This window comes from Haloferax sp. s1 (genome assembly GCF_058382125.1).
Genome location: NZ_JBZRPK010000701.1, coordinates 1 through 10,398, shown reverse-complemented (window position 1 = coordinate 10,398; position 10,398 = coordinate 1). Strand labels below are relative to the sequence as shown.

Annotated in this window: 15 protein-coding genes and 2 tRNA genes; 12 read left to right on the top strand and 5 right to left on the bottom strand. The window is 62.1% G+C overall.

The window, feature by feature from the left end:
* Together QT222_RS18975 and QT222_RS18970 are read right to left on the bottom strand one after the other, a co-directional pair.
* Positions 1–810 (bottom strand): methenyltetrahydromethanopterin cyclohydrolase (locus QT222_RS18975; RefSeq protein ID WP_491478061.1); only part of this gene is annotated, 810 nt, incomplete at its 3' end.
* A gap of 114 nt (positions 811–924) precedes the next feature.
* Positions 925–1,239, bottom strand: a complete 315-nt coding sequence (locus QT222_RS18970) for an MTH1187 family thiamine-binding protein (protein WP_004060059.1) — start codon at positions 1,237–1,239, stop codon at positions 925–927.
* Between the two features lie 105 nt (positions 1,240–1,344).
* Here QT222_RS18970 and QT222_RS18965 point away from each other — a divergent pair, with 105 nt between their 5' ends.
* Positions 1,345–1,512 carry a hypothetical protein gene (locus QT222_RS18965; protein ID WP_169330958.1) on the top strand — a complete coding sequence of 56 codons (168 nt, stop codon included), beginning with the start codon at positions 1,345–1,347 and terminating at the stop codon, positions 1,510–1,512.
* Positions 1,513–1,572: 60 nt separating this feature from the next.
* Here QT222_RS18965 and QT222_RS18960 read toward each other — a convergent pair whose 3' ends face one another.
* Complete coding sequence (locus QT222_RS18960) at positions 1,573–3,093, bottom strand: pyridoxal phosphate-dependent decarboxylase family protein (protein ID WP_491478060.1); 1,521 nt, start codon at positions 3,091–3,093, stop codon at positions 1,573–1,575.
* A gap of 198 nt (positions 3,094–3,291) precedes the next feature.
* Between QT222_RS18960 and QT222_RS18955 the strand changes: the two genes are divergently transcribed.
* The 5 genes from QT222_RS18955 (at position 3,292) to QT222_RS18935 (ending at position 5,626) form a co-directional block, all read left to right on the top strand.
* Positions 3,292–4,350, top strand: coding sequence for a YihY/virulence factor BrkB family protein (locus QT222_RS18955; protein WP_491478059.1), 1,059 nt, complete (start codon positions 3,292–3,294; stop codon positions 4,348–4,350).
* A gap of 37 nt (positions 4,351–4,387) precedes the next feature.
* The gene (locus QT222_RS18950; RefSeq protein ID WP_004060056.1) at positions 4,388–4,663 is read left to right on the top strand and encodes a DUF7130 family rubredoxin-like protein; all 276 of its coding nucleotides are present in this window, start codon (positions 4,388–4,390) and stop codon (positions 4,661–4,663) included.
* A gap of 70 nt (positions 4,664–4,733) precedes the next feature.
* Entirely contained in the window at positions 4,734–4,988 is a 255-nt protein-coding gene (locus QT222_RS18945) for a hypothetical protein (protein WP_049917501.1), read from the top strand.
* 84 nt (positions 4,989–5,072) lie between these two features.
* A complete protein-coding gene (locus QT222_RS18940) occupies positions 5,073–5,300 on the top strand; it encodes a hypothetical protein (RefSeq protein WP_491478058.1) in 228 nt (75 codons plus the stop codon).
* On the top strand, positions 5,297–5,626 hold the full coding sequence (locus QT222_RS18935) for a hypothetical protein (RefSeq protein WP_004060053.1): 330 nt from the start codon (positions 5,297–5,299) through the stop codon (positions 5,624–5,626). The genes QT222_RS18940 and QT222_RS18935 overlap by 4 nt, the downstream gene beginning before the upstream one ends.
* Before the next feature lie 271 nt (positions 5,627–5,897).
* Here the strand turns inward: QT222_RS18935 and QT222_RS18930 are convergent.
* Positions 5,898–5,968: transfer RNA gene (locus QT222_RS18930), tRNA-Gly, on the bottom strand.
* Positions 5,969–5,980: 12 nt separating this feature from the next.
* Positions 5,981–6,051: transfer RNA gene (locus QT222_RS18925), tRNA-Gly, on the bottom strand.
* Between the two features lie 290 nt (positions 6,052–6,341).
* On the opposite strand from QT222_RS18925, the gene QT222_RS18920 reads away from it, so the two are divergent.
* Genes QT222_RS18920 through QT222_RS18895 form a run of 6 tightly spaced genes read left to right on the top strand, consistent with a single transcriptional unit; the run spans position 6,342 to position 10,356 of the window.
* On the top strand, positions 6,342–7,184 hold the full coding sequence (locus QT222_RS18920; RefSeq protein ID WP_491478057.1) for a putative RNA uridine N3 methyltransferase: 843 nt from the start codon (positions 6,342–6,344) through the stop codon (positions 7,182–7,184).
* 4 nt (positions 7,185–7,188) lie between these two features.
* The gene (locus QT222_RS18915) at positions 7,189–8,205 is read left to right on the top strand and encodes a 50S ribosomal protein L3 (RefSeq protein ID WP_004060050.1); all 1,017 of its coding nucleotides are present in this window, start codon (positions 7,189–7,191) and stop codon (positions 8,203–8,205) included.
* 3 nt (positions 8,206–8,208) lie between these two features.
* Positions 8,209–8,955 carry a 50S ribosomal protein L4 gene (gene rpl4p / locus QT222_RS18910; protein ID WP_004060048.1) on the top strand — a complete coding sequence of 249 codons (747 nt, stop codon included), beginning with the start codon at positions 8,209–8,211 and terminating at the stop codon, positions 8,953–8,955.
* On the top strand, positions 8,952–9,203 hold the full coding sequence (locus tag QT222_RS18905) for a 50S ribosomal protein L23 (RefSeq protein ID WP_004060046.1): 252 nt from the start codon (positions 8,952–8,954) through the stop codon (positions 9,201–9,203). Before rpl4p ends, QT222_RS18905 begins: the two co-directional genes overlap by 4 nt.
* A 2-nt stretch (positions 9,204–9,205) precedes the next feature.
* Positions 9,206–9,931, top strand: a complete 726-nt coding sequence (locus QT222_RS18900; protein ID WP_004060044.1) for a 50S ribosomal protein L2 — start codon at positions 9,206–9,208, stop codon at positions 9,929–9,931.
* Positions 9,932–9,933: 2 nt separating this feature from the next.
* Complete coding sequence (locus tag QT222_RS18895) at positions 9,934–10,356, top strand: 30S ribosomal protein S19 (RefSeq protein WP_004060042.1); 423 nt, start codon at positions 9,934–9,936, stop codon at positions 10,354–10,356.
* The last annotated feature ends 42 nt before the right edge of the window (positions 10,357–10,398 follow it).

The following is a 10,398-nucleotide window of genomic DNA, read 5'->3' as shown; positions in this document are numbered from 1 at the left end:
TCCCGGGCGGGGGTCTCGGGAGGGTGGCCCGCGGGGGGGGGTGTGTCTTCCGCCGGGGGTTAAACCGCCGCTGCGAACTCGGGCGGCTGCCGGGGGGCCGGTTACGTGAACCCGCCCGCCGTAGGCGACGGCGTCGTTCGTTCGGCCCATCGCCACACTCTCGTCGTAACTGACAGGGGCAAGCGGGGCGGAACCGCTGATAGAGATGACGTTCGCTGGTTCGTAACCCGCTTCGAACAGGTTGAACATCGCGAGTTCGGCGGCGCGGGCCGCACCCGTGACGCTTCCGACGAGCGACCCGGTTGCGTACGTCGGGAGGAAGATAGCGCTCGGTTCGAGACCGGTCATGTCGGCGACGTGCTCTGCGACTTCGTCGGTCGGGAGTTCGATACTCTCGACGGCGAGGGCCGTCAGGTCGAACTCGTCGTAGTAGCCGAGGTGGTGGAACTCCTCTTCCTCGCCGACGAGTGCGCGGGCGGGGCCGGAGCCGAGTCCGTCGAAGTCGTCGAAAACGAGTTCCCAGCCCGCTTTCTGCGAGCAAAGAAGGGCGAGAGCGGGGCGGTCTGTCGAGAGTTCGACGGAGGGGCGGGGGGTCCCTGCGACCTCACCCATCCGTGTCTGTACTGTGGCGAGACCCGCGGTCTGAATCTCCGCGAGGAGCATCCCCGCTTCGACACCGCCGTCGGCGTCGACGCCGAAGTCGATGACCGTCGCACCCGAGTCGAGTTCGTAGCCCTCGATGCCGAGTTCACCGGCGAAGTCGAGCGCCTCGTCGACCAGTTCGATGGCCATCCGATTGATGCTATCCATGCGGGTCGATTGCGCGTCTTCAGGTAAAGGGTTTGTCAGTCGGCCACCCTCCGGTGTGCGTGGACGTGCCCCGAAGCCCGCGGTTCGGAGGGCGATAAATCCCTCGTCAGCGCGTTATTCCCGCTCTCCTTTGGCCGCCCGTCCGAGATGCTCTTCGACCGCGTCGACCTTGTCTGCGGCGCGCTGGTCGACCGTTCGCTTGTCGTCTACTTTCAGGAACGTGCTCACACGGTCGCCGTCGACCGCCTTGTGGGCCGCGCCGACGGCGGCGAGGAGTTCGTCGATATCGTCGGCCTCGATGACCGTCCCCATCGGGTTCGTCTCGTAGGACACGTCGAAGTCGTCGAGTGCAGCGACCGCTTTTGCGACTTCACCCGCCATACTGTCTTCGACGACCGGTGCGACGCTCAACATCGCAATGACTGTCATACCTGTATTCTCGTCGTACGGGTTAGTAAAAAGAGGTGTGTGGTGATGACGCACGTCGTGTTGGAACCGATGAGGCTATGACCGCAAACTACCTCGGGTTCCGATATGTTCCAGAGCGGAATCATACGGCTGGCGCTCGTCTTCGCGGCGAACGTCGTCGGGGGAGTTACACTTGGCTCGGCAATCGGGGGGACAGTCGGGTACACGGTGGAGTGGACCGTCACCGGGGCCGTCTTGGGTATCGCTGTCGCCGTCTTCGCCGCTCAGCGGTAGTCATGGACGGCAGCAGGGAACCGAGACAGATGACATTCTGTTAGTCAGTTATCGGCAAACTCACTGTCTACTCTCTCGGCCCTCTGCATCGATGTGTTCGCCGTGCTCCCGGAGGGCTTCGAACGTCGTATCGATGTCCGCCGGGGTAGTCCGGTGGCTACAGATGGACAGTCGTATCGCAGTGTCGTCTCGGATTTCGGTCGTCGTAACGAACGCCTCTCCAGTGAGTCTGAGTTCGTCGGTAATTCGCTGGTTGAGCCAGTCGACATAATCGTTGATAGCCTCGCGCTGGTCCGCGTCCGCAACAGCGTCGCGCAGGTCGGTCGGGAGATAGCGGAACGAGTAGATGAACAGATTCGGCTCTTGGAGTACCTCGAAATCGTCCGCTGCAACGACCCGGTCGTGAAGATGTTCTGCACATCGGCAGTTCTGTCGTAGGAGCTGGCGGTACCCTTCGACACCCCGGTGCTTGAGGCTCATCCAGAGCTTCAGTGCGCGGAACGGGCGCGACATCTCCGGGCCGAGGAAGCCGAGGTTCGTCCCGTGGTACGCTTCCTCTTCGGTGAAGTCGAGATACTCGGCGTGCATGGAGAACGCCTGTGTCTGTGCGTCGGGGTCACGGAAGAGAACGCAGCCACAGGAGTACGGGACCGAGAGCCACTTGTGCGGGTCCAGCGTGACCGAGTCGGCCCGCTCGATACCCTCGTAGAGGTGCTCCTTCTCTGGCAGGATCGCACCAACTGCACCGCAGGCCCCGTCGGCGTGCATCCAGACGCCGTGGTCGGCACACACGTCCGCAATCTCCGCCAGTGGGTCGACTGTCGAGACGTTGATGGAACCGACGTAGGCGATCACACAGAACGGGATACGGCCGTTCTCTACGTCCGCAGTCAACATGTCGTCGAGTGCGGCGGGGTCCATTCGGAGGTCCTCGTCGCACGGCACCGACCGGATGGCGTCGCTGCCGACGCCGATCATCTCGGCGACACGCTCGGCCGAAGAGTGGCCCTCGTGGGCGGATTCGTAGAGCGTGAACCTGCCGGGACGGTCGATTGAGCGGAGCCCCGACTCCCGCGTCTCGAACTCCGTCGCGGACTGCAGTGCGGTGTAGAGGGCCGCGTGGTTGGCCATCGTCCCGCCACTAGTGAGCACGCCCCCGCAGTCGGTTGGGTAGCCGATCATCTCCGCGAGCCACTGCAGGCACTGGCGCTCGATCTCCGTCGCGGACGGCCCCCCCATCCAGGCACCTGCGTTCATGTTGACCGACGCGGCGAGCGCGTCGGCCAGTGCTCCGATTGGTGTCCCCGACCCCATCACGTATCCGTACCACCGGGGAGAGCCCTGGTGAGTCGCGTTGGGGTACACACGCTCGTTCCACTCGGCGAGCACTGCTTCCGGGTCCTCGCCGTCCCGGGGCAGGGGGTCGTCGAACTCCTCGGCTACCTCCGGTGGTGTGGTCTCCGGGAAGGTATCTACCGCTCGAATATTTGCAAAATGCTCTGCCATCATATCGACCGCTCTGTATCCGAGTTCACGGAACTCCTCGGGGTCCGGGTCGAGTGAATCAAAGCCTTCGGACATGTCTATGTTAGAGTATCCATTTCATGTATGTTATCATTTACCGTGACAATTAGTACGCTGCTTCTTGAAGTAGCGATTGGAGGGTAAAAGGGAATGAGCGATATGCGCCTTCGATTCGGCACGACTGCTGGAACCTAACAGCCAAAAGATTTCAACAGACCCAGCGTTCTTTTTCCCGCCGCCGACGTATCGGATTCTATGAATCAACGCGCAACACGAGTGCTCACGCTCGGTCGAGCAATCGCCTACGAGGTGCGAACCGAGCGACTCACGTTCATGGCGGGAAGCATCGCTTACGGAGCTTTTGTCTCGCTTCTCCCCCTTTTTCTCCTCGTTCTCTCAGCGGTCTCCGCGACTGGGAATGGAACTCTCCGACAGAGCGTCATCGCCGTTATCCAGTCCGTCCTGACACCCGGTGCCGGGGAAGTCATCGTCGCCGAACTCGAAGCGTCGACCCAACTTGCGAGTCTCTCCATCGTCGGGGTGTTAGTTCTCATCTGGGGGACGCTCCGCATTTTCCGCGGTCTCGACACCGCCTTCTCGGATATCTACGAGTCCGAGGCGGCGAACACGTTCGCCGACCAACTCACAGACGGCGTCGTAGTTCTCATCACCGTCGCACTCGCTGTCGTCGCCGGGGCACTCATCGAATCCTCCCTCCCCGAACTGGACGGTGCACTCGGCTGGGTCGTCTACCGCAGCCTCCTCGTCGTCGTGCTGTTCGTGACGTTCTACCCGATGTACTACATTTTCCCCGACGAGGATGTGACGTATATCGAAGTCGTTCCCGGGACACTCGTCGCAGCCGTCGGGTTGACGACCTTCGAGTCGCTGTTTCGGCTCTACGTCCAGTTCAGCAGTCGGTCCCCCGAATCGAGCGTCGTCGCCGGAATTCTCGTCCTCCTGACGTGGCTCTATTTCAGCGGTCTGGTCATCCTCCTCGGCGCGGCAGTGAACGCCGTTCTCTCGAACCGCTCTCGCGACGTTAACGTCCGACCACTCTTCGGTGGCGTCCCACTCGACTCACAGGAAGGCGGGGCGACCCGGCGGACCGTCGTCACGGCAATCCAACGCTTCGACCACCTCGTCGCAGACAACCCGCATGAGGACGTAGAAGTCCGCGTCGGTGACGAGACAGTCGTGATTCCGACCCCCGAGAAACTCGTCGTCGACACCGACGTCAACAGATTCTTTCCAGAGGGGCCGGTCCGGCTGGAACTCAGATGGTCGTCGTGGCCGGACAGTAAAGAGGACTGACACGGCTGTTATGCCGCCGGAGACCGTATGATTGTGTATGGCTATCAAAACACCTGCACAGCCGACGCGACCGCTCGAACCAGACCGTCCACTGTGGGAAACTGTCGAGACCAGTCCGACGACGGCGTCTCGGGCAGTTTGCCCGCCAACCGTCGTAGAGCACCGACAGTTGAGTCAGAAAAACTTCGGTGAAGCGCACCTCGTCTGGCGGTGCGACGACTGCGGCGAACTCGGCCCGCTGACCGCGTTTCCGACTGCGTGTCCGGGGTGTGGTGCCGGGCGTGAAGCGCTGTTCTACTGCACCGAAGATTGAGCTCGGTGCGATGCGGCACCTCCGCGGCATCGACCGCGACCGTTTTCTTTCCGGCCGTCAACCGGCGGGTATGTACCTCTCTCATCCGGTTCGTCGCATGCGCGACGACCCACTCGAAGCCGAAACCGTGGAACTCCGGGTCGAACCCGTTGATGACGACGCGCGAGCGAAATTGTCCGAATACGTCCGCTCACTCGGCGGGTCGGTCGAACGGGAACTACAATTTGGCGGCGTCGTCGTCGCGCTCGACGAGGCGAACGTCTCTGCACTCTGTGAATTCGACGGTATCGAACGAATCGAGACGGTCGACACGCTCGGCTACTGATCTCGGACGCTTACTAGTTCTTCTCCGCTCACGCGTGTGTACTGAGATGTCAACTGATTAGTGGTGAGCGTCCGGAGAGCACGTATGGTCTCTGCATCCTCCAGAACGAGCTGGCTGGTCGGTGCCGCCGCCGGGGCTGTTAGTGTCGGAGTCGTCCTCTCGAACGGGACGCTCGACACTGGCGTCCGACAGAGTGTCAACCCGATCGACCTCCTTCTGTCACTGGCCACGAGTTCGCCACTCGTCTTCGGTGCACTAGTCGTCGCCGTGGCTGGATTCGCCGTGGCAGTGCGCCGAGGTACTGAATCGTGATTCCCGAACTGGGCGATAGCTGGCTCCTCCTCGCGTATGCACTCATTCTCGGCGGTGTCGTGATTCAGTACACTCGCGGCAAGTTACCCTTCCATCGAACCGTGCTTCTCGTCTCGGTGAGTTTCACGTGGCTTTCGTACGCGCTCTTCCAAGTCCAACACGGTCTCGTTCCAACTGGAACAACACTCAGCTACGCTCTGCATGGGGTTGCGCTCGTCTTGCTCGTCGTCGGACTGTATGGACTGTACTGGTGGTGGCGACATAGAGACGACGATGGTGATGACCGTGATTCCGGACGGGTTGAAGTGGCGGTGCGTCGCGACTAGGCCGTGTTTGTGGACGTGGGTTGAGCGGCGGGCACCGTGAGCGATAGCAGGTGTGAGTCAGGACCCCGTGAACGAACGAAGTGAGTGAGCGGGTGCGACGGAAGTACCGCGAACGAAGTGAGTAGTACGTCGGCGAGACTACGTCTCGCCGGGATTTGAACTTCACTCGCTCACGGCGTTCGCTCGCTAGTTCAAATCCCAGTGGGCCGCATTTCTTCACTCCACAGAAACTCGGAGTCTAACGACTCCTCGTTTGGTTCCGTTCAGAAAGTGCGTCGGCTGGGATTTGAACCCAGGTTGTGACCATGGCAAGGTCACGTGATACCACTACACTACCGACGCATGTGGTGGAAGTGCGCTGGCTGGGATTTGAACCCAGGTTGTGACCATGGCAAGGTCACGTGATACCACTACACTACCAGCGCATTCCGTGCGTATCGTGGCGTACTGCTGCGTTACTCGATAGTGTCGGGTTGATAAATAAGACTTGCGAAACGGGGGAGGAATCGGGTGACAGCGCGGCACCTGCTACCACGTAAGATTCGTTTGTTTCGACCTGTCGTCGGTCGTGTAATTCGTTGTCATGCGTTTTTCGCTAATTCCCCTACAAACTGGTGCGTGGGACCCTCTATCACCCCAGATAGGATTCGCTACTCTTTTAGGTGGTCACCCGGTACAAACGCCACAGTCTAGACGAGACGAGGATGAATCCGGCATGAACCTTAGCGTACTCGTGCCGACCTCACTCGTCCGGGAAGCCGAAGATCAACGCGAGGCAACTCGCAAACTCGGCTACGTCGCCCGCGCGGCGGCGGTCTTCCGGACGAACGAACTCGTCGTCTTCCCCGACGAAGACGGCGAGAACAAGTGGGGCGGCGAGTTCGTCGAAACCGTACTTCGGTACGCCGCAACGCCCCCCTACCTCCGGAAGGAGGTCTGGGGCAAGCGCGACGAACTTCGCTACGCTGGGATTCTGCCACCGGTCCTGGTATCGTCTACGACCGCGGGCGACTCTGACGAGACGCCCGCGTTGCGAGAAGGAATCGTGACCGAGGTCGGACCTGACGACCGCGTTCGGGTCAATTGCGGAATGCAACACCCGATCTCCCTGTTCATCCCTCCGGGGATGGATATTGCAAAGGGGGAGCGCGTCGCTGTCAGGATCTCTTCGCGAGAACCGGTCCGTGCGAGGATCGTCGACGAGCCCCTTCCGGGCTTCGACGTATCCCGCATGGACCTCACGGAAGCACTCGGCAGGCCAGATGCGGGCGTGCGAATCGCCACGTCTCGCTATGGCGAGTCGCTGTCGGTCCCCCGACTGGGTGACCTGACGGCCCGCATCACCGATGCCGGCGGTATGACCGTCGTCTTCGGTTCACCAGGCCGTGGGCTTCCGGACATGCTTGGGATGTCTCCCGAGGATGTTGCAGACGTCGAACCTTCCGTTGGTCCGGGGTTCGACCTCTGGCTCAATACGATTCCGCGACAGGGGAGCGAAGTGGTGCGAACTGAAGAAGCGATGTTCGCATCACTCGCCTCCCTGACACTCACGGAGTGAATCCATGCCACAACCAAGCAGACCACGAAAAGGCTCGATGGGCTTCAGCCCGCGCAAGCGAGCGGTCAAGGAGGTCCCACGCATCAAGTCGTGGCCCGACGACGATGGCTCCCCTGCACTGCAGGGCTTCGCTGGCTACAAAGCCGGCATGACCCACGTCATGATGGTCAACGACGAGGCCGACTCCCCCCGCGAGGGAATGGAGGAGTCCGTGCCCGTGACCGTCGTCGAGACGCCGCCAATGCGCGCCGTCGCCCTTCGCGCCTACGAGCAGACGCCGTACGGTATGAAGCCGAAGACCGAGGTCTGGGCGAGCGAGTTCCACGACGAACTCGACCGCGTCCTCGATCTTCCGGCAGAAGACACGTTCGAATCGGACGCCGACGCACTTCGCGAGGCCGTCGAGGCCGGCGAAGTCGATGACCTCCGCGTCATCACGCACACGGTGCCCGCCGAACTCAAGAACGTGCCTAAGAAGAAGCCCGACGTGATGGAGACTCGCGTCGGTGGTGGCTCCATGGTGGAGCGCGCCGACTTCGCCCTCGACCTCGTCGAAGAGGGCGGCGAACACGAGATGTCCGACGTGTTCCGTGCTGGCGAGTATCTCGACGCCGCCGGTGTCACGAAGGGTAAGGGTACGCAGGGTCCCGTCAAGCGATGGGGCGTCCAGAAGCGTAAGGGCAAGCACGCCCGCCAGGGCTGGAGACGCCGTATTGGCAACCTCGGCCCCTGGAACCCGTCGCGTGTCCGTTCCACGGTTCCGCAGCTCGGTCAGACTGGTTACCACCAGCGCACCGAACTCAACAAGCGCCTCATCGACCTCGGTGAGGGTGACGACGCCTCCGTCGAAGGTGGCTTCGTCAACTACGGTGAGGTCGACGGCTCCTACGCGCTCATCAAGGGCTCGCTTCCGGGCCCCAACAAGCGCCTTCTGCGGTTCCGCCCGGCCATCCGGCCGAACGACCAACCGCGCCTCGACCCCGAGGTGCGCTTCGTCTCTACCGCATCGAACCAGGGTTAAACCATGCAGGCAACTATCCGAGACCTGAACGGCGACGACGCGGGCAGCATCGACCTGCCCGAGGTCTTCGAGACGGCTTACCGTCCGGACCTCATCAAGCGCGCTGTCATCGCCGCACAGGCAAACCGAAAACAGCCGTACGGTGCCGACCCCTACGCCGGACTTCGAACCCCGGCAGAGTCCATGGGCAGTGGCCGTGGTATGTCCCACGACCCACGCCAGAATGGCGTTGCCCGACGCGTCCCGCACGCCGTCTCCGGCCGTCGCGCTCACCCGCCGAAGGCCGAGAAGGACCAGGGGAAGGAGATCAACACGAAGGAGCGCAAACTCGCCGTCCGCTCGGCACTCGCCGCAACGACGGACTCCGAACTCGTCGCAGAGCGCGGACACCGCTTCGACGACGACCTCGAACTGCCGCTTGTCGTCTCCGACGACTTCGAGGACCTCGTCAAGACCAAGGAGGTCGTCGACCTCCTGCAGACGCTCGGCGTCTACGACGATATCGAGCGCTCCGAGGACAACAAGAAAGTGAAGGGCGGCCAAGGGAAGCTCCGTGGCCGCAAGTACACCCGTCCGAAATCCATTCTCTTCGTGACGGCAGAGGAGCCCTCGAAGGCTGCTCGTAACCTCGCCGGTGTCGACGTTGCCACCGCGGCAAACGTCTCCGCCGAGGACCTCGCGCCCGGTACGCACGCCGGTCGCCTCACGCTCTTCACCGAGAGTGCAATCGAGGAGGTCGCAGAACGATGAGCATCATCGAGCACCCGCTGGTCACCGAGAAAGCGATGAACCAGATGGACTTCCAGAACAAGCTCCAGTTCATCGTCCACGTTGACTCGTCCAAGGCCGACGTTAAGGACGAAGTCGAGTCGCGTTACGACGTGACCGTCGAGAAAGTCAACACGCAGGTCACGATGAAAGGTAAGAAGAAAGCAACAGTTCGTCTCTCTGAAGACGACGACGCGCAGGAAGTCGCGTCGCGTATCGGGGTGTTCTAACGATGGGACGCCGAATTCAGGGCCAGCGTCGTGGTCGCGGTTCGTCCACCTTCCGGGCGCCGTCGCACCGCTACAAGGCCGAACTGTCGCACAAGAAGTCCGAAGAGAAAGACACCATCACGGGTACGGTCGTCGGCATCGAGCACGACCCAGCACGCAGTGCGCCCATCGCCCTCGTCGAGTTCGAGGACGAACAGCGCATGATTCTTGCGCCCGAAGGAATCTCCGTCGGCGAAGAGCTTCAAATCGGCGTCTCCGCCGAGATCAAGCCCGGCAACACGCTGCCGCTCGCCGAGATTCCTGAAGGTGTCCCCGTCTGTAACGTCGAGCATCAGCCCGGCGACGGCGGGAAGTTCGCCCGCGCCTCTGGCGTCAGCGCGCAGTTGCTCTCGCACGACCGCGAGGTCGCAATCGTGAAGCTGCCGTCGGGTGAGGTCAAGCGCCTCAACCCCAACTGCCGTGCCACCATCGGCGTCGTCGCCGGTGGCGGCCGCACGGAGAAGCCGTTCGTCAAGGCAGGGAAGAAGTACCACAAGATGAAAGCGCGCGGTATCAAGTGGCCGCGCGTGCGTGGTGTTGCTATGAACGCCGTCGACCACCCGTTCGGTGGCGGTGGCCGGCAGCACCCCGGTCAGCCGAAGTCCGTCTCGCGGGACGCCCCGCCGGGCCGGAAGGTCGGCGACATCGCCTCCAAGCGCACCGGTCGCGGTGGGAAGGGAGGTAACTAATCATGAGCACGCAATACCGTACTGGCCGCGAAGGTGAGTTCACCTACCGTGGCTACACGCTCGAAGAGCTGCAGGATATGGAGCTCGACGAAGTCGCGGAACTGCTCCCCGCTCGTCAGCGGCGAACTATCACCCGTGGCCTGTCGACCGAACACGAGAAGTTGCTCGCGAAGGCTGAGAACAAGACGGAAGAAGAGACGGCAAACACGCCGATCCGCACGCACCTGCGTGACATGCCGGTTCTCCCAGAATTCGTCGGTCTCACCTTCGCCGTTTACAACGGTCAGGAGTTCGAGCGCGTCGAGGTTCAGCCCGAGATGATCGGACACTACCTTGGCGAGTTCCAGCTGACCCGAACGTCGGTCGAGCACGGCCAGGCCGGCATCGGCGCGACCCGGTCTTCGAAGTTCGTGCCGCTCAAGTAAACCATGGGAATCAACTACAGCGTCGGGGCCGACCCGGACACA

Excerpts from the sequence above, each read along its gene's own strand:
- QT222_RS18960 (WP_491478060.1), bottom strand. The coding sequence starts at position 3,093 with ATGTCCGAAGGCTTTGATTCACTCGACCCGGACCCCGAGGAGTTCCGT.
- QT222_RS18955 (WP_491478059.1), top strand. The coding sequence starts at position 3,292 with ATGAATCAACGCGCAACACGAGTGCTCACGCTCGGTCGAGCAATCGCC.
- QT222_RS18915 (WP_004060050.1), top strand. The coding sequence starts at position 7,189 with ATGCCACAACCAAGCAGACCACGAAAAGGCTCGATGGGCTTCAGCCCG.
- QT222_RS18940 (WP_491478058.1), top strand. The coding sequence starts at position 5,073 with ATGGTCTCTGCATCCTCCAGAACGAGCTGGCTGGTCGGTGCCGCCGCC.
- QT222_RS18920 (WP_491478057.1), top strand. The coding sequence starts at position 6,342 with ATGAACCTTAGCGTACTCGTGCCGACCTCACTCGTCCGGGAAGCCGAA.
- QT222_RS18945 (WP_049917501.1), top strand. The coding sequence starts at position 4,734 with ATGTACCTCTCTCATCCGGTTCGTCGCATGCGCGACGACCCACTCGAA.
- rpl4p (WP_004060048.1), top strand. The coding sequence starts at position 8,209 with ATGCAGGCAACTATCCGAGACCTGAACGGCGACGACGCGGGCAGCATC.
- QT222_RS18970 (WP_004060059.1), bottom strand. The coding sequence starts at position 1,239 with ATGACAGTCATTGCGATGTTGAGCGTCGCACCGGTCGTCGAAGACAGT.
- QT222_RS18905 (WP_004060046.1), top strand. The coding sequence starts at position 8,952 with ATGAGCATCATCGAGCACCCGCTGGTCACCGAGAAAGCGATGAACCAG.
- QT222_RS18900 (WP_004060044.1), top strand. The coding sequence starts at position 9,206 with ATGGGACGCCGAATTCAGGGCCAGCGTCGTGGTCGCGGTTCGTCCACC.
- QT222_RS18950 (WP_004060056.1), top strand. The coding sequence starts at position 4,388 with ATGGCTATCAAAACACCTGCACAGCCGACGCGACCGCTCGAACCAGAC.
- QT222_RS18965 (WP_169330958.1), top strand. The coding sequence starts at position 1,345 with ATGTTCCAGAGCGGAATCATACGGCTGGCGCTCGTCTTCGCGGCGAAC.
- QT222_RS18895 (WP_004060042.1), top strand. The coding sequence starts at position 9,934 with ATGAGCACGCAATACCGTACTGGCCGCGAAGGTGAGTTCACCTACCGT.